This is a genomic window from Ruegeria sp. L11 (assembly GCF_056531755.1).
This window is the reverse complement of record NZ_JBQFMI010000005.1, coordinates 15,935-38,284: the sequence shown is the minus strand read 5'-3', so window position 1 is coordinate 38,284 and position 22,350 is coordinate 15,935. Positions and strand designations below refer to the sequence as shown.

At 56.3% G+C, this 22,350-nt stretch carries 23 protein-coding genes; 7 read left to right on the top strand and 16 right to left on the bottom strand.

The features are described 5' to 3' along the window. Positions 1 to 58: 58 nt before the first annotated feature. Both ACR0CE_RS11455 and ACR0CE_RS11450 read right to left on the bottom strand, forming a co-directional pair. Complete coding sequence (locus ACR0CE_RS11455; protein WP_480492723.1) at positions 59 to 460, bottom strand: VOC family protein; 402 nt, start codon at positions 458 to 460, stop codon at positions 59 to 61. Between the two features lie 105 nt (positions 461 to 565). Beyond that, on the bottom strand, positions 566 to 1,042 hold the full coding sequence (locus ACR0CE_RS11450) for a cupin domain-containing protein (protein WP_480483843.1): 477 nt from the start codon (positions 1,040 to 1,042) through the stop codon (positions 566 to 568). A gap of 90 nt (positions 1,043 to 1,132) precedes the next feature. On the opposite strand from ACR0CE_RS11450, the gene ACR0CE_RS11445 reads away from it, so the two are divergent. Further along, complete coding sequence (locus ACR0CE_RS11445) at positions 1,133 to 1,708, top strand: hypothetical protein (protein ID WP_480832503.1); 576 nt, start codon at positions 1,133 to 1,135, stop codon at positions 1,706 to 1,708. A 335-nt stretch (positions 1,709 to 2,043) separates the two neighbouring features. Here ACR0CE_RS11445 and ACR0CE_RS11440 read toward each other — a convergent pair whose 3' ends face one another. Genes ACR0CE_RS11440 through ACR0CE_RS11430 form a run of 3 tightly spaced genes read right to left on the bottom strand, consistent with a single transcriptional unit; the run spans position 2,044 to position 3,962 of the window. Further along, positions 2,044 to 2,469: a GlcG/HbpS family heme-binding protein gene (locus ACR0CE_RS11440; protein ID WP_480832501.1), complete on the bottom strand. Its 426-nt coding sequence runs from the start codon at positions 2,467 to 2,469 to the stop codon at positions 2,044 to 2,046. Positions 2,470 to 2,478: 9 nt separating this feature from the next. After that, on the bottom strand, positions 2,479 to 2,946 hold the full coding sequence (locus ACR0CE_RS11435) for a MaoC family dehydratase (protein WP_480832499.1): 468 nt from the start codon (positions 2,944 to 2,946) through the stop codon (positions 2,479 to 2,481). Beyond that, the gene (locus ACR0CE_RS11430; protein ID WP_480832497.1) at positions 2,946 to 3,962 is read right to left on the bottom strand and encodes an aldo/keto reductase; all 1,017 of its coding nucleotides are present in this window, start codon (positions 3,960 to 3,962) and stop codon (positions 2,946 to 2,948) included. Before ACR0CE_RS11430 ends, ACR0CE_RS11435 begins: the two co-directional genes overlap by 1 nt. Before the next feature lie 175 nt (positions 3,963 to 4,137). Here ACR0CE_RS11430 and ACR0CE_RS11425 point away from each other — a divergent pair, with 175 nt between their 5' ends. Genes ACR0CE_RS11425 through ACR0CE_RS11410 form a run of 4 tightly spaced genes read left to right on the top strand, consistent with a single transcriptional unit; the run spans position 4,138 to position 8,073 of the window. Beyond that, a complete protein-coding gene (locus ACR0CE_RS11425) occupies positions 4,138 to 5,283 on the top strand; it encodes an acyl-CoA dehydrogenase family protein (protein ID WP_480832495.1) in 1,146 nt (381 codons plus the stop codon). Beyond that, entirely contained in the window at positions 5,280 to 6,050 is a 771-nt protein-coding gene (locus tag ACR0CE_RS11420) for a 3-ketoacyl-ACP reductase (RefSeq protein WP_480623405.1), read from the top strand. Before ACR0CE_RS11425 ends, ACR0CE_RS11420 begins: the two co-directional genes overlap by 4 nt. A 9-nt stretch (positions 6,051 to 6,059) precedes the next feature. Beyond that, positions 6,060 to 7,208: a dihydrodipicolinate synthase family protein gene (locus ACR0CE_RS11415; RefSeq protein WP_480832493.1), complete on the top strand. Its 1,149-nt coding sequence runs from the start codon at positions 6,060 to 6,062 to the stop codon at positions 7,206 to 7,208. 4 nt (positions 7,209 to 7,212) lie between these two features. Then, positions 7,213 to 8,073 carry a sugar phosphate isomerase/epimerase family protein gene (locus tag ACR0CE_RS11410; RefSeq protein WP_480832491.1) on the top strand — a complete coding sequence of 287 codons (861 nt, stop codon included), beginning with the start codon at positions 7,213 to 7,215 and terminating at the stop codon, positions 8,071 to 8,073. Positions 8,074 to 8,141: 68 nt separating this feature from the next. Here ACR0CE_RS11410 and ACR0CE_RS11405 read toward each other — a convergent pair whose 3' ends face one another. The 3 genes from ACR0CE_RS11405 to ACR0CE_RS11395 are packed head-to-tail and all read right to left on the bottom strand — an operon-like array spanning position 8,142 to position 10,823. Further along, positions 8,142 to 8,453: a Dabb family protein gene (locus ACR0CE_RS11405; RefSeq protein WP_480623402.1), complete on the bottom strand. Its 312-nt coding sequence runs from the start codon at positions 8,451 to 8,453 to the stop codon at positions 8,142 to 8,144. 25 nt (positions 8,454 to 8,478) lie between these two features. Continuing rightward, the gene (locus ACR0CE_RS11400; RefSeq protein ID WP_480623401.1) at positions 8,479 to 9,243 is read right to left on the bottom strand and encodes an enoyl-CoA hydratase/isomerase family protein; all 765 of its coding nucleotides are present in this window, start codon (positions 9,241 to 9,243) and stop codon (positions 8,479 to 8,481) included. Further along, complete coding sequence (locus ACR0CE_RS11395) at positions 9,243 to 10,823, bottom strand: acyl CoA:acetate/3-ketoacid CoA transferase (RefSeq protein WP_480832489.1); 1,581 nt, start codon at positions 10,821 to 10,823, stop codon at positions 9,243 to 9,245. Before ACR0CE_RS11395 ends, ACR0CE_RS11400 begins: the two co-directional genes overlap by 1 nt. Before the next feature lie 144 nt (positions 10,824 to 10,967). On the opposite strand from ACR0CE_RS11395, the gene ACR0CE_RS11390 reads away from it, so the two are divergent. Next, entirely contained in the window at positions 10,968 to 11,786 is an 819-nt protein-coding gene (locus ACR0CE_RS11390; RefSeq protein ID WP_480832487.1) for an aldo/keto reductase, read from the top strand. Positions 11,787 to 11,857: 71 nt separating this feature from the next. Here the strand turns inward: ACR0CE_RS11390 and ACR0CE_RS11385 are convergent, their stop codons facing one another. From ACR0CE_RS11385 to ACR0CE_RS11350, 8 genes are all read right to left on the bottom strand, one after another. Further along, positions 11,858 to 13,459, bottom strand: coding sequence for a GMC family oxidoreductase (locus ACR0CE_RS11385; protein ID WP_480832485.1), 1,602 nt, complete (start codon positions 13,457 to 13,459; stop codon positions 11,858 to 11,860). Continuing rightward, positions 13,459 to 14,961: an aldehyde dehydrogenase family protein gene (locus ACR0CE_RS11380; RefSeq protein ID WP_480832483.1), complete on the bottom strand. Its 1,503-nt coding sequence runs from the start codon at positions 14,959 to 14,961 to the stop codon at positions 13,459 to 13,461. The genes ACR0CE_RS11385 and ACR0CE_RS11380 overlap by 1 nt, the downstream gene beginning before the upstream one ends. A gap of 28 nt (positions 14,962 to 14,989) precedes the next feature. Then, positions 14,990 to 15,547, bottom strand: coding sequence for a hypothetical protein (locus ACR0CE_RS11375; RefSeq protein WP_480832481.1), 558 nt, complete (start codon positions 15,545 to 15,547; stop codon positions 14,990 to 14,992). Next, positions 15,548 to 16,606 carry a zinc-dependent alcohol dehydrogenase gene (locus ACR0CE_RS11370; RefSeq protein ID WP_480832479.1) on the bottom strand — a complete coding sequence of 353 codons (1,059 nt, stop codon included), beginning with the start codon at positions 16,604 to 16,606 and terminating at the stop codon, positions 15,548 to 15,550. It lies immediately after the preceding gene. Then, on the bottom strand, positions 16,603 to 17,544 hold the full coding sequence (locus ACR0CE_RS11365) for an ABC transporter permease (RefSeq protein WP_480832477.1): 942 nt from the start codon (positions 17,542 to 17,544) through the stop codon (positions 16,603 to 16,605). The genes ACR0CE_RS11370 and ACR0CE_RS11365 overlap by 4 nt, the downstream gene beginning before the upstream one ends. Positions 17,545 to 17,554: 10 nt before the next feature. Next, positions 17,555 to 19,063, bottom strand: a complete 1,509-nt coding sequence (locus ACR0CE_RS11360; protein WP_480832475.1) for a sugar ABC transporter ATP-binding protein — start codon at positions 19,061 to 19,063, stop codon at positions 17,555 to 17,557. Between the two features lie 10 nt (positions 19,064 to 19,073). Further along, entirely contained in the window at positions 19,074 to 20,039 is a 966-nt protein-coding gene (locus ACR0CE_RS11355; RefSeq protein WP_480832473.1) for an ABC transporter permease, read from the bottom strand. A 102-nt stretch (positions 20,040 to 20,141) separates the two neighbouring features. Further along, positions 20,142 to 21,248, bottom strand: a complete 1,107-nt coding sequence (locus ACR0CE_RS11350) for a sugar ABC transporter substrate-binding protein (RefSeq protein ID WP_480832471.1) — start codon at positions 21,246 to 21,248, stop codon at positions 20,142 to 20,144. 267 nt (positions 21,249 to 21,515) lie between these two features. Here ACR0CE_RS11350 and ACR0CE_RS11345 point away from each other — a divergent pair, with 267 nt between their 5' ends. Next, on the top strand, positions 21,516 to 22,163 hold the full coding sequence (locus tag ACR0CE_RS11345) for a TetR/AcrR family transcriptional regulator (protein WP_480832469.1): 648 nt from the start codon (positions 21,516 to 21,518) through the stop codon (positions 22,161 to 22,163). Positions 22,164 to 22,350: the final 187 nt, after the last annotated feature.

The following is a 22,350-nucleotide window of genomic DNA, read 5'->3' as shown; positions in this document are numbered from 1 at the left end:
AAGACTTTGCCCCTCTAGGTAAATGTCCGGTTAGGGCCGCAAGGAGTTCGGCCTTGGGTTAATCGGTATTGGCAGCAATGACTTCTATTACATTACCGTCCGGATCCTGAGCAAAGAACGACCGACCATTCCAGGGCAGACTGTCGGGCCATGAGCGTTCGCGAATGATCATTTTCAGGCCTTCGAAACGGGACCGCTCCAGATCGTATTGGGCGTCGGGAACCTCAAAGGCGATGTGGTCGAGCGTTGAAAGCGAAGCATCGATGGAGTGTCCTCTCTCGAATAGAGCGAGAAGTTGCGGGTGCCCGACTTTGCCCAGCGGCGAATTCAGTGCGCCGACTTCCAGAAAAACCACACCGGCTTCGCGGTGATGGAATTTGAAGCCCAGAAAATTTTGATAGAACGCAATTGCCCGGTCCAAGTATTCAACACGAATGGCGATTTCTGCGATGCGAAACATGGTAGTGGTCCTCTCTTGCGGGCGCACACGCGATGCCATTGTGACATTCAAAAAAACGAAGCATTGACCATAAGCAGCCGCTGATAGCCGTCGATTCATCGCTCTTTAGGCGCGGTGATCTGCAACCTCCGGCGCGAGTATCGTCATGCCCAACGAAGATGCTTTTGCAACCAGGGCCGGGATATCTGGAGGACCGCTCGGCGGCAAAGGCCGCGTTGCGCCCTCGGGCAATTCGGATCCGACGGACGTAAAGAACCGCTCGTGCATCACGCCGGGGGCGTTCACTATCAGTAGTTTCGCTTCCTCTGAGACACCGGAAAAGGCGTGTATCGCTCCATCAGGGACTGTTAGAAACATGCCTTTCTTCGCAACGATGTCTTCTCCATCGACGTGAAAAGCAACTTCACCATCCAGTACGTAGAATGCTTCCATTTCGCCGGCGTGCATATTTGGTGGGGCACCTGCGCCCTTTGGAACAATGCACTCTATGACGCAGTACTTGCCGTCGGTTTCGTCAGGATACGCCAGAAATTTAACGACATTTCCCAAGACATCGTAGGTGCGGTGACGTTGGACGTTCATTGGCTTCTCCTTGTTGATTCTAGTTCGCATATACGTAATTATGATACATATGTCTCATTTTGAGGCAAGTGTCTTATTTTGGAGTGCTTGATGGCGCCAAGTCTCAGCAAACGATCCAGAACCCGCGAAGCGATTCTTGAGGGCGCGCGAAGTCTGATGTTGCGTGGCGAAACCGTAACCGTTGCGGCCGCAGCGGCAGAGAAAGGAATTTCGCGCGCGACTGCGTACCGGTATTTTTCGGACCCGCAGATTTTGGCCAACGAAGCAGGACTTGCCGTGGCTGTGCGTCCTTACGAAGAGGTGGTCGCAGGACATGAGGGCGCGCGGAAAAAAACGATTGCGGTCGCTCTGTATATTTTCGACCTCTCAGTCGAAAATGAAGCGGCCTTCCGTCAGTTCCTTGCGCGTAGCTTGGATGCCTGGCTCGTGCATGGTCCCGGCGACAGGCGCGGCGCGCGGCGGGTCGAAATGTTCAGAAACGCCCTTTGCTCGGCAAATCTTTCACCCACTGAGAAGACCCGTTTGGTGAACGGGCTGACAGCAGCATCAGGTTCGGAGGCCATGATAGCTTTGTATGATATTGCCAAAACCGACCCAAAAGCGGCGCGCGCTGCAATCCGCGATGTCGCCGAGGCGCTCCTGGACAAGTTCGGAGTCAACGAATGAAGTGCGCCGCTTCCGACCGCCAAACGTGATCGAGCTAAAGACTGCGCGCCAGGCAAGACATCAACGCCAAACCAAATTGACCATCTTCCGCAAAAGCTCCGCGGTGTTCAACAGAAGTACTGAGCGCACAGCCAAGGTCTGCAAGACTGGCTGCGATCGCAGCAGCAGACCAGAGCGCTGAGTGTCTGTTGGGGGCCGCGAGTGATGGTGTTGCGCAGTGCACAAATATCCACTTCTTGAATGATGTCGCCCAGGGCAAACGCCTTTTGATTGACGCACAACCGCGGCCCATTGCGCTGCAAACAGCCCCGCATGCCGTGGCGGTAAAACTCGATTCAGTCGCCCAGACCAATAGCCGCCAAACCAGCCAGAACGCACTGAATATCATCAGGACCAGCTGCGCCGGACACACCCATAGTACCGATCAATACACCGTCTTCAAAAATGGGAACTCCGCCATCCCAAGCACACAGGCCCGGACGGTTCAGCAGACCCATTTCCAAATTCGGATGCGAGGACATGCGTTCAGCAAACGCCCGCGTGGTTTTTCCCAAAACCGCTGTCCGTGCTTTGTCCATCGCGAAATCGGCCACGGCGGCAGGTGCCGTATCCATCCGTCCGGCGGCAACCATGTGCCCGCTTGGGTCGACCACAAGCGCTGCAACTGACCATCCGTTCAGCGCTGCATGATCCAGGGCTGCCTGAACCGCCTTATTGGCCGCAACGTAGGTGATAATTCGTTTGGTGAATGATACCGACATGAACCCTCATCAATCTTGTTGAAGTTGCAGATCAAAGATCAACTCATTGGTTCCTTGCTGAACTCTCAGGTCATCCTGATTGAAAACATCAAACTGAAATTCAATGATCCCGCGTTTTCCCGATGTCGTAATGCGTTTTGAGACGACGATCAGATCAGCCCGGATCGTGTCACCTGCGAAGACGGGTTTCTCAAAGCGCCAGTTCCACCCGAGCGACGCCAGGCCATCGGGTTTTGCTTGAGACTGAAACTTGAGCCCATCAACCACTGACAGCACAAAAAGGCCATGCGCAACGCGGGCTTTGAACCCCCGCCGCCGGGCTGCGGCATCGTCGAGATGAAGCTCATATTCATCTCCGGTCAGCGCGGCAAAAGCGGCAATGCGATCCGCAGAAATCTCTGCGGACCCCGTTTTCATGACATCCCCGACCGTCAGATCGTGATAGCCATATCTTCCTGCCGGCAGAGCAGTTCGCATCATTCCGGGACTGGGGCGTCTTCTCGAAGAAGCCCCTTTGCCTTCAGGTCAGACCAGAATTCTGCGGGAATGTCGTGGCTGAACCAGTTGAGGTTTTGGTCCAGTTGTTTGACCGTACGGGTCCCGGCCAGAAAACTGGGGATTGCCGGGTGTGCCACAACGAATTGCAGTGCGGCTGCAGGCAGAGGTACATTGTAGTCCTCGCATACGGCTTCGATCCTGGTAACCTTGTCCATGATGTCGGCGGGTGCCGGAGCATAATTGTACTTGGCCCCTTCCTTTGCGCCAGTCGCCAGAATGCCGGAATTGAAGCCGCCGCCAACAACCACCGCCGCGCCGCGCTCCTCACATAGCGGTAGGAATTTATCCAGCGCGTCCTGTTCCAACAAGGTGTAGCGCCCCGCCAGCAGGAAGCAGTCGAAGTCACGCTGCTCAAGCGCGGCGTGGCAGACCTCCCACTCGTTCACACCAACACCGATTGCTTTAACAACGCCTTGGTCACGCAGGCTTTCCAGCGCTTTCCACGCACCATCCATAGCTTGTCTGAACACTTCGGGTTGTTCGTCACCGCGCGTAAAGACATCGATATCGTGAATGAAACAGATATCCATCCGCTCCAAGGCCATCCGCTGCAAACTGTCTTCAAACGACCGCATGACGCCGTCGTAAGTGTAATCAAAATGCATCGTGAACGGCGCGGCATTCGTCCAAGGAGCGAAATCGATATCCTGACGTCGGGCAGGCTTCAGCACGCGCCCCACTTTGGACGACAGGATGAAATCGCCACGGTTCTTCCACCGCAAGCTATGACCGGTCCGCATTTCCGAAAGCCCGTGGCCGTACATCGGTGCCGTGTCAAAATACCGAACACCCTTGTCCCAGGCATGCTGGATCATCGCATCCGATGTTTCTTCGTCGATTTCTCGAAAGATGTTACCGATTGGCGCTGTGCCAAATCCAAAGGCGGTCACCTCTAGATCAACCCTGCCAAATTTGTTTTTTGCATTCGGATTCATGCAAGCCTCCCATTGGCAAACCGGAACCAGGAAAGCGGCCGGGTTGCGTATCTCCGTCGTTTAATAAGTAACTGTTTGGTTATTTATCCTAATTTTACCACTCGATCAAGCCACTTGACGACTGCGGGTCCGGCAACGTAATAGTAACTGATTAGTTACATCTTGAGGCGCAGCTATGTTTCTTTCGGAAACCCACATTCAAGTCCGTGATATGACCCGGCAGTTCGCAGAGGATGTAATCCGCCCCGTGGCGGAAGAACTGGATCGGGACTCACGCTTTCCGGCGGAAATTTATGATCAGATGGCCGAACTTGGCCTGTTTGGCATTGGTGTTCCCGAAGAGTTGGGCGGGCCTGGTTTTGACACCGTAACCTATGCGCTGGTGATGGAAGAACTATCCCGCGGCTACGCGTCGATCGCAGATCAGTGCGGCCTGCTTGAGCTGGTTACAACCTTGCTGGTGCGTCACGGAACGGCAGAACAGCAGCAGAAATGGCTGGGCAATCTGCTGGCCGCCAAATTGCGGCCAGCCTATTGCATCACTGAACCCGAGGCTGGCACTGACGTGTCGGGTATCCGCACCACTGCGGTACGCGATGGTGATGGCTGGGTTTTGAACGGCGGCAAAATCTGGATTCACAACGCACCTGTTGCGGATTTGGGTTTTGTTCTGGCCCGAACAGACCCCAAAGCGGGACATCGCGGCATGTCCATCTTTGTGGTCGACCTGCACTTCGACGGCGTTTCGCGAGGTTCGAAAGAGCTCAAAATGGGCCAGCGCGCCAGTCAGGTAGGACCTTTGTCATTCGACAATGTACGTCTGCCCGCTGATGCATTGTTGGGCACCGAAGGGCGCGGCTTTCACATGATGATGAGCGTGCTCGACAAGGGTCGGGTCGGCATTGCGGCGCTGGCCGTCGGAATAGGCCAAGCAGGTCTGGAAGCCGCCACCGATTACGCGCAGCAGCGCAAACAATTCAACAAACCCATCTCGGATTTTCAGGGCGTTCAGTGGTTGCTGGCTGACATCGCCAAGGATGTCGAAGCGGCCCGGCTGCTGGTTCACTCAGCCGCCTACAAAATCGACACGGGCCAAGATGCAATAAAGGCCTGTTCAATGGCCAAATGCTTTGCCGGTGATATGGCTGTACAGCGCTCATCGGATGCTGTGCAGGTATTTGGAGGGTCCGGGTATATCCGTGGATTTGAGGTGGAACGCCTGTATCGCGATGCGAAAATTACCCAGATTTATGAGGGCACAAACCAGATTCAGCGTATGATCATAGCTCGGGAGTTGCTGACAAAAGGGGCAGCAACATGAGCGCGCACGCAGCACTTGTAACCGGGTCCTCCCGGGGGATCGGCCTTGCGGCAGCCTTAGCTTTGGCGCGCGAAGGTTTTGCCATCGCCGTCAACGGTCCCCAATTGGACGACGAACTGAGCGCCGCCGTGGACAGGATCCGCGCAATTGGCGTTCCCGTTGTCGCCGCCGCTTTTGACGTTTCGAACACCGCCATCCACAATGAGCAATTGGCAGCCGTCGAGGCAGCAATCGGGCCTCTGACGACACTGGTCAACAATGCTGGCGTCGGTGTGATGCAAAGGGGAGATCTGCTGGACGTCTCCGAAGAAAGCTATGATCGCTGCATGTCCGTGAACACAAAGGCGATGTTCTTTCTGTCGCAAGCCTTTGCCAGACGCCTTTTGGCGCGGGATCGGGACACGGAGACATTTCACAGCATCGTCAACGTGACCTCCTCGAACGCGGTGGCTGTTGCGACCCCGCGGGCAGAATATTGCGCCTCGAAGGCTGCTGCCGCCATGATTTCCAAGACCTTCGCAGTGCGGCTCGGGCCCGAAAACATTGCGGTTTACGACGTCCAGCCCGGCCTGATCGCCACCGACATGACAGCCCCGGTGATCGAGCAGTACGACCAGCGCGCCAAGGACGGGCTGACTTTGTTCCCCAGGGTGGGTCACCCCGATGAGATGGGTAAGATCATCGCCTCTCTGGCCAGCGGCAAACTTCCTTATACAACCGGACAGGTAATCTCGGCGGATGCCGGGATGCTTGTTCCCCGTTACTGAGGTCACCCGATGAAGATCAGGCTTCCCGACACAACTGGCAAATTGCTTGACTACGCATTAGTCGGAACACCCGTCTCGCCCTCGAAACTGACACCCAATTCGGCCCGGGTTTTGTATTCTGCCGCGCATGTGGTGGCCGACCCGTTTGGCGATCACGACCCGACAGGCCCTGCCCATGTGGACTGGGACAAGACGATGGAGTTCCGTCACTATCTTGCCGGTATGGGTATGGGTATTGCCGAGGCGATGGATACCGCCCAGCGCGGCATGGGTCTGGACTGGAAGGGCGCGCTGGAACTGATCCGCCGCACCAGGGAAGAATTGCCGGATGCGCTGGTCGCCAATGGCTGCGGCACTGATCATCTGGATCCTGCCGATGCGCGCTGTCTGGACGATGTGCGCCGCGCTTATCTGGAACAGGTCGATGCAATTCAGAAACTCGGCGGCCGCATCATCCTGATGGCGTCGCGCGCCTTGGCGAAGGTTGCTACCAGACCCGAAGACTATGTCTCGGTATATAGTGACGTGCTGTCCGCCTGCGATCAGCCCGTAATCCTGCACTGGCTGGGCGAGATGTTCGACCCCCAGCTGGCCGGGTATTGGGGGACCAACAGTTTCGATACCGCACTTGAAACCGCGCTGAACGTTATTAGCGGCAATGTGGACAAGGTCGAGGGCATCAAGATCTCGCTACTTGACGCCGAGAAAGAGATCGTCATGCGCCGTCTTCTGCCCGATGGCGTGAAAATGTATACGGGTGATGATTTCAACTATCCCGAATTAATCGAAGGCGACGAACAGGGCTATTCCCACGCCTTGCTTGGTATCTTTGACCCGTTGGCCCCGGCAGCGGCCTATGCAGTCAGCAAACTCAGCGAGGGTGACGCCAAAACCTTCCGTGCCACGCTTGATCCCACCGTGCCGCTGGCACGTCATGTCTTCCGCGCCCCAACGCAATACTACAAAACCGGTGTTGTCTTTCTGGCCTGGCTCAATGGTTTTCAGGACCATTTCATCATGTTGAACGGCGCACAGGCGACGCGGTCCCTGCCCTATTTCTCTGATTGCTTCAAAATGGCGGATGCGTGTGGCTTGTTGCGCAGTCCGGATCTGGCCGTCGAGCGGATGGAAAACTTGCTGAACCTATACGGAGTCTGAGGGGATGCGCGACTTCTCGCAGGATCATTCCGCGCTGGCCCTAAACACGGCGACCCTTGGCCACAATCTTGACGGCCATGGTGCTGGATGGTCCCCCGAGCGTGTCATCCATGCATGTGCCGAGCGGGGATATGGCGGCATCACCTTCTGGCGGCGCGAACTGGACGGGCGTGAAGCCGAGATCGGGCAGCGTGTTCGCGATGCGGGCATGCAGGTCGCGGGTCTGTGCCGAACACCTTTTCTGACCGGCCCATTGGCGTTGCCTACCGATCAGCAGATCATGGATGATTTCCACCTGTCCATTGATCAGGCTGCGGCCTTGGGAACCTCGGTGCTGACCATTGTAACCGGTGGCCCGGAACCGGGCACCAAGGGTGTTCTGGAAAGCCAGAAAATCCTTGCCAACCGCGTTGGCCGCGCAGCTCCTTATGCGGCAGAGCGCGGGGTTCAACTGGCGCTGGAGCCGCTCAATCCGGCGACTGCGGGCAACCGGACCTGTCTTATGACTGCCGCTGACGCGTTGAACGTCTGCGACGCGGTTGGGGCCGACAATGTGGGCGTGGCGATCGATGTCTATCACGTTTGGTGGGACACGACACTGGCCGAAACGCTGACCACCCGCGCGAAGGGTCGCATTCTGGGATATCACCTGTGTGATTGGCTGGCCGATACGACAGATGTACTGTTGGACCGGGGCATGATGGGTGACGGGGTAGCCGATCTGCCCGCGCTGCGTAGTGCAGTCGAAGCTGCCGGTTATGCCGGTCTGAGCGAAGTCGAGGTTTTTTCGGCTGACAACTGGTGGAAGCGCGACCCAAACGAAGTTCTGGACACAGTCGTTGACCGTTTTCGAAGCTGTTGCTGAGTGGAAAACTGCTCGCGCAGCCCGTCCAGATTATCACCCACTACATCGAAAAAAGGCAGTTTCCCACATTACAGTTCAATGTCACATACAAAGACACCGTCTGGACCACCGGCGACTTTTGCCACGATACGGCTTCCGATTTCCTGATGCGTCGGGTCAACTAGATAAGCATCCCGGACAGTAGCATCACGAAAATCAAACCAGAACATATCATCGAACCCGCGAACCAGGTCCGTCTCGACCGAGACATTCTTTCGACTTTGGAAATCCAAAACACCGTCAATTCGATCCTTGAGGCTCTCAAGGTCCTGATACAGCGCTGTTTTTTGGTCTTCTGACACGTCGACTTCAAAACGCAGGTGAACAAGGTGACGTATCATTTTGGGCTTGCCTTTCATCGAGCTGTTACCAGAATTTAGCTTTTTTGCGGTCCTTGAAGGCGGACAGGCCGGTTTGCAGCTCGGGTTGTGCGGCAGCAATACGACCGGCGAGCGCCTCAAAGACACGCTCGCGCTCTTCTCCTTCGGCGGCATTGATCAGCATCTTCACCAACTCAGTTGCAACAGGCCCGCGATGGCGCATGCTCTTGGCCAAGGCGTCGGCGGTCGCCAGACCCTCGCCCTTTTCAACCACCCGATCGACGATCCCTGCCGCCAGCGCGGCTTCCGCCGAAAACTCTTCACCGAAGATGGCCATGCGCCGCACAATCTGAGCACCAAACCGGCGCACCGCCCGCTGAGTTCCGGACCAGCCGGGGATTATACCAAGCGCGGGCTCGGGTTGCCCGACCCGTATGTGGGATTCTGCGATGCGATAGTCTGCGCATGCCGCCAGTTCAAGTCCGCCGCCCAAAACATGGCCGTTCAGCACAGCAATCACCGGTTGCCGCAGGCGTGAAAGCGCGTCCAGCGCCTGATGCCCGTCCCGTAGCCAATGTCGACTAAACCCGTCCGGAGGTCGGCTTGCCCAGGCGTCGATGTCGCCGCCCGCACAAAACGCCTTGCCCACGCCGGTCAGGACAACAACATGCGCATCGCCGGCATGTTCGATCTGTCGGCAGAGGACCAAAAGATCGTCCATCATGGCTTCATTGATCGCATTCAGCCGGTCAGGCCGGTTAATGGTCAGCCGTGCGACACCGTCCTCGATCTTCAGCAGAAAGTGCTCCATCAAGTCGCCTGCAATTGCAGACCCATCGGGGCCGGATCAAACAGGTCTGCATCCATTGTTGCCAAGTCATCCGAAACCAACAACCGGGTGGCCGCCTGATCCAGAACGTCTTGTTTCAGATCCACGCCTGGCGCGATTTCGGTCACCATCAGGCCACGTTCCGTGAGTTTGATCACACAGCGCTCGGTCACATAGGTCACGTCCTGCCCCTGTGCATTTGCGCGAATGCCGGAAAATGAGATCTGGTCGACCTCGTGAACAAATTTCGCGACCTTACCCTCTTGCAGGATTTTCAATTGCCCTGCTTCAATAGTCATTCTTGCCCCGGCATTGAAATTGCCAGAGAAAACGATCTTCCGGGCCCGCGCTGTTATATCAACAAAACCACCCGCCCCGGCCGTTCTGTGGGGAATAGCGGACAGGCGTGAAACATTGACAGAGCCGGTCCTGTCAACCTCAAGGAACGACAGGAGCGAGGCGTCAAACCCACCCGCCTGAAAATAGCAAAACTGATGAGGCGACGGGACGAAGGCCTCGGCGTTGGCAGAACAACCGAACTTGAAATCCAGCAATGGCACGCCACCAACCGCACCCTGTTCGATCATCCAGGTAACCGACCCATGCAGCCCCTCCTCAACGAGAATGCGAGGGACATTGGCCGAGATGCCAAAACCGATATTCACGGCCCAGCCGTCTTTCAGTTCTTTCGCAACCCGGCGTGCGATGACCTTCCCGACGTTAAATTCCGCCATGCGGAAACTTTCAATGGGACGCGTCAGTTCACCTGAAATTGCCGGGTCGTATTCTGTCGCCGTCGTCTGCAACTGATCCGGGGCCTCGACAATCGCGTCAACCAGAATGCCCGGCACATGGACATCGTGGGGCCGAATGCTGCTGGCGGCAGCGATGCGCTTGGCCTGGGCGATCACGACACCGCCGTTGTTCCGCGCAGCCAGCGCCATTTCCATTGCCCCCAAATATGCGCCTTCGTGCTCAAAACTCAGATTGCCCTTTTCGTCAGCGGTGGTGGCGCGAATTATCGCCACGTTTGGGGCCATGGATTTGAAATACAGCCAATCCTCACCTTCGAACTCCATACGTTTGACGATTGGTTCGGCACGGGCTGCATCGTTCATGGCGCAACCTTCGATGTCAGGGTCCACAAATGTATCCATCCCTACCTTGGTCAAAACACCAGGCCGCTTAGCCGCTGCTTCACGCAACATGTCAAAGATGATGCCCGACGGGACATTATAGGCGCGCACCTGTTCTCTTGTGATCATTTGCCAGATCAGCGGCGGTTCGGCCTTGCTGGGACCTGACGGGTACGAGCCGCCAATGATCCGGGTCAACAGACCGGGTTTTGCAATGTGATCCACGCCTTTGGTGCCAAACATATCTCCAGCCGCGATAGGATGGATCGTCGTCAGGCTACTTGGCGCACCTTCCTCGTCAAAGCGTTCGCCCAGACCTTTGAGAACCGCATCGGGGCAGCACAGTCCGCTTGACGAGTTTATAGCCACTGTCGCCCCGTCAGGAACAAGGTTTGCTGCTTCGCGTGCCGTCATCTGCTTTGTCATGCGATCCTCACGAAAGTAACTAACTGGTTATATGTATGCCTTGGCAGAATACCAAAATCAACCAGAATTAATCACACAGCAGAATTGACCTGACATAAAGTAACCATTAAGTTACTTACTAACTCGAGATCAGGAAGGACCGCTATGAATATTTACTTTCAAAACACCAATCAGCGTACTTTTGGCACATTCCCACTAACCGGAAACGAACTTCGGGACGCCATGATGATCGCGGCAGAGGTCGGGTATCGCTCGTTCGACACAGCACAAATGTATGAAAACGAAAAAGAAACCGGAGACGCGCTGGCTGAGCTCGGTCTAGCCCGCAGCGAGGTTTGCGTCACCACAAAGGTCCATCCCGACAATTTCGGCGCTGCGGCGTTTCTACCGTCCGTTGAGGAAAGCCTGAAGAAACTGCGACTGGATTACGTCGACGTTTTGCTCTTGCACTGGCCTCCAATCGGCGGCGACATCGCGCCATCCCTTAAACAGCTGGAACTAGCACACGCAAAAGGGCTGGCCAGGAATATCGGTGTTTCGAATTACACAGCGCAGATGATGCGGGATGCAACCAAAACCATCGACACGCCGCTGGTAACCAACCAGGTCGAATTCCATCCGTTGCTGAATCAGGACATCCTGCTTGCTGCGGCCAGTGAAACCGGGATTCCACTTTCCTCTTATTGCTCGGTTGCACGTGGAGAAGTCTTCAAATACCCGATCTTTGCAGAAATCGGTGAAGGTTATGGAAAGACTGCGGGGCAAGTCGTACTGAGGTGGATTCTGCAAAAGGGTGTCTCGATCAACACGATGTCCACCAAACGCGCCAATATTCAGGCCAATTTCGAAGTAATGGACTTCACGCTTTCCAGTATTGACATGGACCGGATTGATGCCATGACCCGGACCGGCTACCGGATTGTCAGCGAAGATCTGGTGCCTTGGGCGCCTGAATGGGACTAAATAAAAGGGCGGCGGTGCCGAATTTGGCACCGCCTGTTCGAGGTTATCCACGCCAATGAGAGCGAATTTTCTCAGTGATTACCCCTGATCATGTCCGAGGCTTTTTCTGCCATCATTATTGTTGGGGCGTTGGTATTTGATCCAATCAGGCTGGGCATGGCCGAGCTGTCGCAAATTCGCAACCCTTCAATCCCATGCACTCGCATCCGCGCATCGACCACCGCCATCTCATCCACGCCCATCTTACAGGTGCATGTGGGGTGATAGGATGTACGCCCATATTGCCGCGCATAAGCTTCGAACTCGGCCTGCGTCCTGACACTGTCATCCGGGAACCGGATCTGGCGGATATATCTCTGCAGGCTTTTCTGTCGGAAAATCTCGACACTGTGTTTCACACCTTCGACCGAGGTTTTCAGGTCATCGGGATGCCCAAGGAAGTTGGGGTCAACGAGCGGCATGTCCTCGACACGGTTTGAACGCAGCCTCACAGTGCCTCGTGCCTTGGGACGCAAGGTGTACGAGTTCAGCGTGATACCCGAACTGCCTTTGGGAACACTTGGTACACCGGCCTCGGCACCAGCGCCGGCCAGGAAGTGAAACTGCAAGTCAGGCTGACTTTCGGACCTGTCGCCGTACCAGAATGCACCGCCTTCCACCACGTTCGATGCCACCGGCCCCGTTCCGAACAGGTAATATTGAATCCCGGCCCACACCGCCCAGTGCGGCTTGTTGTATTTGTCGAGGCTTTGATGCCCATTCAACTCTGCCACGATATCAATGCCAAAGTGATCATTCAGATTTTCACCTACTCCCGGCAGATCTTGTTTGACCTCGATCCCATGCGCGCGCAGATGCGCGGACGGGCCAAGCCCAGACAGCATCATCAGCTTGGGGGTGCCGATCGCACCGGACGTCACCAGAACCTCCTGATCGACCTCGACCCGCCGCATCTGTCCGCCCTTGTCGTATTCCACACCGGTCGCCCGCCCGCCTTCAATCAAAATGCGATGCACCTGACAGCCGGTTTCAACGGACAGGTTTGGTCGTGACAGCGCCGGTTTCAGGTAACCCACCGCAGCCGAACAGCGTTTCGCGTTCCATATCGTGGTCTGATAGACACCTGCCCCTTCCTGAACCAGGCCATTGAAGTCAGGATTATAGGGAATGCCCGCCTCTTGGCAGGAACGCACAAAAGCACGCGTCATTTCTTGTGGCGAAGCGATATTCGACACGCCCAATGGGCCTTCGGTCCCGTGCCAGTCACCAGACAGAATTGCATTGCGTTCGGAGCGGACGAAGTACTTCTGGATTTCCTTGAACGACCAACCCTCGCAGCCTTCTTCCTTGGCCCAGCGATCATAGTCGATCGGGTTGCCGCGGGTGAACACCTCGGCATTGATCGAGCTGCCACCGCCGATCACCCGACCCTGAGCATAAGGGATCTCGCGGTTGTTGGCGTTGACCTGCGGAACTGTGGTGAAACCCCATGTGTGGGGACCTTCAGTCATCTTGGCAAAACCCACCGGCATGTGGATCAGCGGATGACTGTCCTTGCCGCCGGCCTCAAGCAGCAGGACTCTGACCGCACTGTCTTCGGTCAGGCGGTTGGCCAGAACGCATCCGGCTGAGCCACCGCCGACGATAACATAGTCATATCCGATTTCAGCCATCACTTCACCCAATGCGTCCGCTTGCCGATCTCGACATGGATTGATTTGACCTGCGTATATTCCTCGACCCCGTGCATTCCGGCCTCACGCCCCCAGCCGGACGCCTTGAAACCTCCAATCGGCAGTTCCGGCCCCCCGGCCAAAGTGGTGTTAACCCAAAACCGGCCCGCCTGAACCCGACGCGAGACGGTCAGCGCCGTGTCGATGTTCTTGGTCCAGACACTCGCGGCCAGCCCATATTCCGTATCGTTGGCAATCGCGATTGCGTCGTCAATCGTATCGAACGGGATCACGCACAGAACGGGGCCGAAAATCTCTTCCCGGGCAATCGCCATGTCGATCGTGACATCGGTGAAGACAGTCGGGTCGATATACTGGCCTCTGGAAATCTCGGGTGTGGTTCCGCCTGTCAGCAGCGTCGCCCCTTCTTCCTGACCTTTTTCGATGTAAGACAGGATAGTGCGATTCTGCGCATCCGTAGTTATTGCTCCGACCTGCGTGTTTTCATCCAGTGGATCGCCAACACGCACCTTCCGCAGCCTGTCTGCCACCTGCTTTGAGAACTTCTCCGCGATCGATCGTTCGACCAGAAGGCGGGCACCGGATACGCAACACTGCCCGGTATTGAACGCGATACCAAAGGCAACGCCGTCGGCGGCATCTTCCAGATCGGCATCCGCAAACACGATTTGCGGGTTTTTGCCACCAAGTTCCAGCCCCAGCTTCTTGAAGTTGCTTTGACCAGATGCCGCAACCACCGACCGCCCGACGGCAGTCGAGCCGGTAAAGGATAGCATGTCGACATCCATATGCTCGGCCAGTTTCTGGCCAATCACACTGCCCGAGCCGGTGACGACATTGAAAACCCCGTCAGGCAACCCGGCTTCACTGAGAATTTCCGCAAGAAGCAGGGTTGTCGCGCTGGTCACCTCGGAAGGCTTGGCGACAATCGTACAGCCAGATGCAAGGATATACGGCACCCTCTCGCAAAGGATCAGAAACGGAAAATTCCAGGGTGTAATCAGACCTACAACGCCAACGGGTTCACGGGTGACGATACCCATTGCCCCGTCACCGCTGTTGTTGAAGCTGTCACCATGCAATGCCCGTGCAAGGCCTGAGGCAAACTCGAACATCCCGACACAGCCCTGAACTTCGGCGCGCGCCTGACTGATTGGCTTGCCGTTTTCCAGCGTTTCCCAATAGGCAATCTCATCTGAACGAGTGCGGATCAGCTCTGCCGCCTTCAGAAGTACTGCGGCGCGATCAGCGCCGGAAAGACCGCACCAGCGACGATCATCAAACGCATTCCTGGCCGAAGCGACAATCGCGTTCAGGTCGTCCTCGGTGCAGCGGGGGATGCGGGTCACCGGAACGCCATGACCCGGAGAGGATCGTTCAAATACCTCACGGTCTCCGGCAGGCACCCATTGCCCGTCCAGAAAAAAGCCAAACTCCCGCGGCTCAGACGGCGGTGTCAGAATGTGGCTCTTTTGATCCATTTGATGTGCTCCATCGTTGCGTTTCGACTCAGGCCGACGCATCCAGCCTGTCGCGGAAATCGTTCCAGCCGCCATCAACCGAAGACGGTGCATCATGCCATTGGTGCAACATCTCTCCGGTCGCCGGGTCTTTATCGGGGATCGGTAGCATCATGATCCGCTTGGCGGCTGCCTGAAACAACTCGGGCGTCAGGAAGGCTTCCTGAATATTGTCCCAGTCGCGGCCTCCGGCATAACCACCGCACATCATGATGTCGTCCGAGCACCCGACCATCTCATGGCTGACACCTGCGGGCATGACGATCACGTCGCCGATTTCGATCCGCACTCTGGTCCAGCCTTCCACAGACAGGTTGAATTCCATCCAGCCTGCGGCACAGCCCAAGCATTCATGTGAGGTCGAGTGGAAATGAGGGTATTCGTAAATGCCAGGGTATTCCCAGTTGTTCCCCCACCCATTTGAACGAAACCGCAACTTGACCGCGTCCACCCCGCCACCGGGAATTGCTCCACGATGGACCAGCAGCGGAAAGCGGCTGTTGGGGATCATACCTTCGGGTTTCGATTTGTAGATTTCAACAGTCAATTACAGCTCCTCCCCGGTTGGCTGATGCGCCATGACGATCTGGGTTTTCAGGTCCTTTGGCCGGTCCTGGAAGCTGTCAAACGCCTCCTGAATGCGATCCAGCGGGTAAGTGGCTTGCGTAAAGAGATCGGTTTTGATCCGGCCATGCGTCAGCAAAGTCAGGGCATCGTGCATGTCCTGCCCCATGCCTGCGACAGACCCTTTGATCGAGTTCTCATGCAGGATGGTCTGCAAGATATCGACCGGCAATGTCTCCCCAGCTCCGGTCAGGCCAAAGGCCGCAATGTGGCCGCCCTTGCGGATCAGGCGCATCGCCTGCCGGTACAACGCCGGCAGACCAACACTTTCGATCACCACATCCGCCCCGCGCCCGCCCGTGTGTTTCAGGACGGTTTGTTCCAGCATGGCCGCGTCGGCAACACCGATGTCGGCCCCCACCTCAAGTGCCATGCTGAGCCGATCCTCGGACAGATCCGCCACGATGACCGGAGCGGCACCAATCGTACGAAGCAGCTGCACATGCAGATTGCCGATGGGCCCTGCGCCCAAGACCACTACGGATTGACCGAAGGTGATATTGGCCTTGCGCGCGCAGCGCACCACACAGGCCAAAGGTTCGGTCAGGGCAAGTACCTCGGCGGGAACGTTGTCCGGGGCCGGGATCACCAGCCTGGTTGGAACCGAAATATATTCTGCGAAAGCTCCGTCCTTGGTGATACCCAACTGCTGCATCTCAGGGCAGTTCAGGACCTCGTTCCGAAGGCACCAATAACAGGTGCCGCAGCCAATATTCATATCAACCACCACCGAAGCACCCAAACTCAGGCCGGTCACGCCCGCACCTAAAGCCGCAATTGTACCGGTAAATTCGTGACCTGGAATCATCGGCAGGTTTTCCGCCGAATAGTGGCCTTTGAAGATATGCATGTCCGTGCCACAGATGCCGACCCGCGATATGCGAACCAGCACCTCGTCCCGACCAGGGTCAGGGCGCGGCACATCCCTAACCTCGAACTGTCCCGGCCTGATCAGGACAGCGGCTTTCATGGTCCCGGTCATTTCACGACCCTGAGCTTTGATCGATCGATGGTCAGGGCAATCGCCGCGATCAGGATGAGGCCAAAAACCATCTGCTGCTGCGTGGCGTCCACCTCGAAATACAACATCGAAGACCGGATCACCGCCACGATCAGTGTACCGATCAACGTGTTGATGACCCCGCCGACACCACCGGTCAGCGGGGTGCCGCCAACCAGAACCGCAACGATTGCAGGCAGCAGGAACCCGTTCGCCAGTGTGGGAGAACCACCGGACAGCTTGACCGAGAACAGCAGGCCCGCAATCGCCGCCAGCCCGCCGGACAGCGCGAATGCCATAATCTTGATCCGGTTGACATTCAGGCCCGAGGCGACCGCCGCAGGTTCCCCCGCGCCCACTGCCTTGAGCGCACGCCCGAAGGTCGTCCGCGACTGCAGGAACCACGCACCCAGAACCAGAACAGCCGCAATGATCAACTCGCTTGGCAAACCCAAAACTGACCCGGTCATCCAGCCGAACGTCGCATCCCGCAACGCCGCGTCCATGAACAAGGCGCGCTGGCCCGACAGGTATTGCGCCGTCGAAAACGCGATGCCGCCAACCGCCAGGGTCGAGATAAATGACGGCACGAACAATCGCGTTGTTACGTAACCCGAGATACTGCCCAGAACGACGCCTGACAGAATGCAGATCAACGCCGCACCAGTGCCAAAGATTGGCAGAGCGATGGTGGCTACAACAGTTGTCATATTTGCAATTGATTGGGCCGACAGATCTATACCGCCGATGTAGATAGCAAACGTCATGCCAAGGGCCATGATGAACAATGGCACGATGTCGGCCGCCATCGATATCAGGTTCGCGGGGCGCAGGAAGTTTGAATCCGCAAGGCCGACCACCAAAACAAGCGCCAGCAAAGTGATCCAGGGCAGATGGGGTTTGATGCGTTCAAAACTCATGGCACGGGCCTCAGATCATGTGGTGGACAAGGTCATACAGCGACGGCTTGTCTCCCGGGGTGCAATCGAAACGTTTCTGTGCGACACCATCCTTGAGAACTATGATCGTGTGGCTGAGGCCGATGGCTTCTTCCAGAGTATCCGCGACCAGAATGATACCGACACCGTCATCCGACATCTCGCGCACCATGTCATAGACATCCTCTTTCGCGCCGATATCCAGACCGCGTGTCGGATGGTCGAGCAGGATGATGTCGGATCCGGCTGACCGCCATTTGGCCAATACGACTTTCTGCTGGTTACCCCCCGACAGTCCGCCGCAATCCTTGTAGACATCCGGTGTCTTGATCGCGAGGTGATCTATCCATTTGCGGGCCAGCGCCTTTTCCTCGGCAACGCGCAGCACGCCCGAGTTGGAATAGTTCCCCATCTGACTGAGCGTCATGTTCTCGTAGACGTTCATCCCGGCGACGATGCCTTCGACCTTACGTTCGCGGGGAACGTAGCCCACCCCGCCCACGACACCGGCCTGCGCGGTAAACCTGCTGACGGTTTTCCCCTTGAGTATCACCGCACCCGAGGACGGGGTTTCCAAGCCGAAAATCGTTCGCAGGATGGCCTCTCTCCCGGAGCCTTCGGTACCAACAAGACACAAAACCTCGCCAGGATGCAGTTGGAACGAAATATTCGCGTATTTGCCGGTGACTGACACGTCGCTGAACGCGACAAGAGGGTGCGCAGTGGACCGGTAGGGGTTCTGCCTTTGCTCGCGGTAGTATTCTTTGTCGACGTCACGGCCGACCATCTTGTGCTGGATGGAATTGACATCGGCGTCATCGTGGGCAACGACATCCACAACCTCACCATCCTTCATCACGTAAATGCGGTCGGAAAGCTCCAGGACCTCATCCATACGGTGGCTGACAAAGATGAATGACGCGCGGTTGGTCAGTTCGCGCACCAGGCCGAACAAAAGCTCGACTTCTTCTTTGGCCAGAACCGATGTCGGCTCATCGAGCAGGATAACCAGATCACCGTCGATCCGTTCTTCCAGCGTCAGAACCTTGGCCAACTCCACCAGTTGCCGTTGTGCAAAGGACAGCTTTGACGTGATCATTCCGGGCTCGATGTCCAGTTTGACCTTGGCCAGTTGCTTGCGCGCGGCTTCGGCCATAGCGTTCCAGTTGATGACGCCAAAACTGACAAATTGCTGCTCGAACCCCAGAAAGATGTTTTCCATCACCGTCAGGTTCGTGATCAGCGATTGCTCCTGAAACACCATGCCGATCCCATGATCCATCGCCTGGCGCGGGTTCTGAAAACGAACTTTGGTACCGTCGATCGTGATGTCGCCGCCATCGGGTTGGTAGGCGCCATAGATGACCTTCATCAGGGTCGACTTTCCCGCGCCGTTTTCACCCACAAGGCCAACGATCTCGCCTCGTTCAATCTTGAAGTTGATGGATTTCAGCGCGTGAACGCCGGGGAATTTCTTGTCAACGTTTATAAGTTCGTACATCTGGCCGCCCCTATTTCACGAAGGTCACGGATTTTCGGTCGGTCGACAGAACGACCGCAGCAATGACCAGAACACCCAGAACGCCGTCCTGCACGTAGCCCGGCAGTCCGATCACAACCATGCCGTTGTTAATGACGTTTACGATCAGAACACCGATCAGCGTGTTCCAAACACCGCCAATTCCACCCCAGAGTGCGGTGCCGCCCACGACGACCGATGTGATTGACACAAACATGAAGTTCGACCCGGTCGCGGTTTCAGCAATCCCGATCCGCCCAACCGCAAGCAGCGCGCCGACCGCGTAGAAAACGCCGGCCAGCGCAAACCCCATGATCCGCACGCGTTTGACGTTCAGGCCAGATGCATGGGCCAGCTCTTCACCCCCGCCAACGGCGTAGAAATTCCGCCCCAAGGTTGTACGCGATTGGATAAACCAGGCAATCAACAGAAGAAACAGGGCCACATAGCACATAATCGGAAAACCAAGCCAACGCTCGGTCAGGAGCGATCGGAACAGCGCATCTTCGACCCGAATTCGATCACCCCCGGTTAACAGCAATGCAAACCCGGTACCTACAAAGCCCATGGCCAAAGAGGCCATGAAGGAAGGAACCCTGAGAATGACATGGACAAGCCCGTTCACCAGCCCGATTGCGGCGCCGACCAGCCCAGCCAGTGGAAGGGCCAGCCACGCCCAGGATGCCAATGTGCCCCCCATGCCAATAAATGCAAAGGCGAACACTACGGCACAGACCGAAACCGTACCTTCCATCGACAGGTCAATCGAACCCATGACGATGATGAAAGTAACACCGATGGCGACCATCAGTGCAGGCGTGGACGAGATACCGATCCGTGCGAAGTTGCGCAGCGAGAAGAAACGCGGCTCTATCGCGGTAAAGAACAAAACCAGGACGATAAGGACGATCAGGGGGGCCCATTTGATCAGAACATCCCGTGCCAGCACATTACGCATGTGCTTCCTCCCACTGAGTGAATTATTCGGGCTGTCTGCCCTTGAACTTCTTAGCCAGACATGAAGTGGAGGACCGGGCTATGACCCGGTCCGCCAAGGCCTTTACTTGTACTGAATCTGGCCGTTCGACGTGGACCAAAAATCTTTCCAGTCATAGGTGGGGACATTGTCCAGATATTCCGCCTTGAACGCCAGCGCATCTTCGGGCCGGACCATGATGGTCGGACCATAAAACTCGCGATGTTCATTGGGCTCTTCTGAGGGTTTGAAATGGCCGGTCGCCGCATAGTAGGCCAACGCCGCCGTTATACCGCCGCCCCAATGCGGGTTGGTAAAGACGGTAGCCAGGATTTTGCCTTCGCCCACCAGTTGGACTGCCTGCGGGTTGCCGTCGTAAGATACGATTGGCATGTCCTCGATACCTTCGGCGCGCAGCGCTTCGAGCACACCGTAGGCGATTGTATCGTTGGCACAATGAACCCCTTTGATCTCATCACCATAACGGGTCAGGAAGGCACTCATGACCTGGTTGGCTTTCTGAGTATCCCAGTCGGCAGGCTCAGCGGCCAACAGCTCGGCGTTCGGATAGTCTTTCAGCGCATTCTTCAGACCTGCCAAACGTTCAATCGCAGGGTTATTCGACGCAATGCCCCCCAGATGGACAACGCCGCCTGAACCGCCCATCGCATCCAGCAGGATGCGCGCGGTCTGCTCGGCGGGTCCCTCGTCAGACCAGCTCATGTGGCTGACGTAGTTGTCCCCGAAATCCCACGGATGCAGATCGTCAGTTTTGTTCCAAAGTGTCGAAACATAGGCGCCGGCTTCCACACAGGATTCCACCACCGGGCGCGCGTTTGGCGCGTCATTGGTGTCGATAGCCAACGCCAGTTCACCATTGGTTTTGGACAGCAGCGCCTTAACATCTGCCAGCGACTTCTCAGACGAGCCTTCATTGATCAGATGCGTCAGAAAATCCTTGGGCTTGCCAAGACTTTCAACGAAAGCCTCGCCACCCGAAACAATCTCGTTCCAGTACGGATTGGTCCGGTTGCGGTACGACCACGCAATCGTCGGGTCTGTGATTGCCGCGCGCGCCATGCCGCCCAACACACTCGATACTGCTGCACCGCCCACACCATAGGCGGATGCGAGCAGGAAATTACGACGGGTTATCGTCTCCTGCTCGATGTATTTTTTGATGAATGACATAATGTCCTCCCTTTCGATCAGCACATAGGACCACAGGTATTTCCCACGTCGGCCCCTCCCCGACACATATCTCGCATAACGGCAATTTGCACCGCTAACGCACTAACCAGTTACTTCTTTACGAAACGCTATGTCAAGCGTTAAGAATGAGGTAGAAACGAAGGAGGGCGGCACGCAGTAGCGTGCAATTGAAATCGGAAGGTCAGGCAAAAGGACCGCGTTGGCCATTTTCACCGTGCAAAAAGCCCGGAAGAAAGGAAGTTCGTAGTGGTCGAAAAAACAAAAAACAAAAAGAAAAGAGATGCTGAGGCGACAAAGGCACGGATACTTCACGCCGCGAAGAAAGAGTTTGCCAAACATGGCTTGGGCGGCGCGCGCGTGGATGAAATTGCCGAGCGCGCGGATGCGAACAAGCGGATGCTCTATCACTATTTCGGAAGCAAAGAAGATCTGTTCCAAACGGTACTGGAAGCGGCCTATCTCGACATCCGAACCGCGGAACGCAAGCTGAACCTAGAAAGCCTGTCACCGTCCGATGCCCTGGAATCCCTAGTGAGATTCACCTGGAAATACTACCTCAAGAACCCAGAGTTCATTACACTCGTCAATAGTGAGAACCTGCACCGCGCGCGCCACATAAAGTCGCTTTCGAGTCTTCCGGAAACAACCAAAGGTCTCGTGGAGATGGTGGAAGACATTCTGAAGAGAGGCGAAGAAAGTGGCGAGTTTCGTTCGGGTATAGATGCCACGCAGCTGAACATCACAATTGCCGCCATCGGGTATTACTACCTGACCAACAGGTTTACCGGCTCATTTCTGTTTCAACGGGACATGATGGACGAACAAGCCTTGAACGAGCGCTTGGACTTCAACGTCGACAGCATTCTGCGGATCGTTCGAAAGGAGCAGCCTTAGTTGTAGTGAAACGAATGCATCGAGTAATGCTGACACTTGGATGATCTGAGAAAGCCTTTCCTGCGTGGCCGCGACGTTACTTCGCGCCCATGCGAGGTGCCGAATAAGTTTTCTTGACTTGGTGAACACTTCCGTCACTATAATGAAAGTAACCGAACAGTTACAAAAATACAATCAGGGAGGACAT

Excerpts from the sequence above, each read along its gene's own strand:
- ACR0CE_RS11405 (WP_480623402.1), bottom strand. The coding sequence starts at position 8,453 with ATGATACGTCACCTTGTTCACCTGCGTTTTGAAGTCGACGTGTCAGAA.
- ACR0CE_RS11410 (WP_480832491.1), top strand. The coding sequence starts at position 7,213 with ATGCGCGACTTCTCGCAGGATCATTCCGCGCTGGCCCTAAACACGGCG.
- ACR0CE_RS11350 (WP_480832471.1), bottom strand. The coding sequence starts at position 21,248 with ATGTCATTCATCAAAAAATACATCGAGCAGGAGACGATAACCCGTCGT.
- ACR0CE_RS11395 (WP_480832489.1), bottom strand. The coding sequence starts at position 10,823 with ATGACAAAGCAGATGACGGCACGCGAAGCAGCAAACCTTGTTCCTGAC.
- ACR0CE_RS11420 (WP_480623405.1), top strand. The coding sequence starts at position 5,280 with ATGAGCGCGCACGCAGCACTTGTAACCGGGTCCTCCCGGGGGATCGGC.
- ACR0CE_RS11425 (WP_480832495.1), top strand. The coding sequence starts at position 4,138 with ATGTTTCTTTCGGAAACCCACATTCAAGTCCGTGATATGACCCGGCAG.
- ACR0CE_RS11385 (WP_480832485.1), bottom strand. The coding sequence starts at position 13,459 with ATGGCTGAAATCGGATATGACTATGTTATCGTCGGCGGTGGCTCAGCC.
- ACR0CE_RS11360 (WP_480832475.1), bottom strand. The coding sequence starts at position 19,063 with ATGTACGAACTTATAAACGTTGACAAGAAATTCCCCGGCGTTCACGCG.
- ACR0CE_RS11440 (WP_480832501.1), bottom strand. The coding sequence starts at position 2,469 with ATGTCGGTATCATTCACCAAACGAATTATCACCTACGTTGCGGCCAAT.
- ACR0CE_RS11415 (WP_480832493.1), top strand. The coding sequence starts at position 6,060 with ATGAAGATCAGGCTTCCCGACACAACTGGCAAATTGCTTGACTACGCA.
- ACR0CE_RS11370 (WP_480832479.1), bottom strand. The coding sequence starts at position 16,606 with ATGACCGGGACCATGAAAGCCGCTGTCCTGATCAGGCCGGGACAGTTC.
- ACR0CE_RS11430 (WP_480832497.1), bottom strand. The coding sequence starts at position 3,962 with ATGAATCCGAATGCAAAAAACAAATTTGGCAGGGTTGATCTAGAGGTG.
- ACR0CE_RS11390 (WP_480832487.1), top strand. The coding sequence starts at position 10,968 with ATGAATATTTACTTTCAAAACACCAATCAGCGTACTTTTGGCACATTC.
- ACR0CE_RS11400 (WP_480623401.1), bottom strand. The coding sequence starts at position 9,243 with ATGGAGCACTTTCTGCTGAAGATCGAGGACGGTGTCGCACGGCTGACC.
- ACR0CE_RS11455 (WP_480492723.1), bottom strand. The coding sequence starts at position 460 with ATGTTTCGCATCGCAGAAATCGCCATTCGTGTTGAATACTTGGACCGG.
- ACR0CE_RS11445 (WP_480832503.1), top strand. The coding sequence starts at position 1,133 with ATGGCGCCAAGTCTCAGCAAACGATCCAGAACCCGCGAAGCGATTCTT.
- ACR0CE_RS11365 (WP_480832477.1), bottom strand. The coding sequence starts at position 17,544 with ATGAGTTTTGAACGCATCAAACCCCATCTGCCCTGGATCACTTTGCTG.
- ACR0CE_RS11450 (WP_480483843.1), bottom strand. The coding sequence starts at position 1,042 with ATGAACGTCCAACGTCACCGCACCTACGATGTCTTGGGAAATGTCGTT.
- ACR0CE_RS11355 (WP_480832473.1), bottom strand. The coding sequence starts at position 20,039 with ATGCGTAATGTGCTGGCACGGGATGTTCTGATCAAATGGGCCCCCCTG.
- ACR0CE_RS11435 (WP_480832499.1), bottom strand. The coding sequence starts at position 2,946 with ATGCGAACTGCTCTGCCGGCAGGAAGATATGGCTATCACGATCTGACG.
- ACR0CE_RS11380 (WP_480832483.1), bottom strand. The coding sequence starts at position 14,961 with ATGGATCAAAAGAGCCACATTCTGACACCGCCGTCTGAGCCGCGGGAG.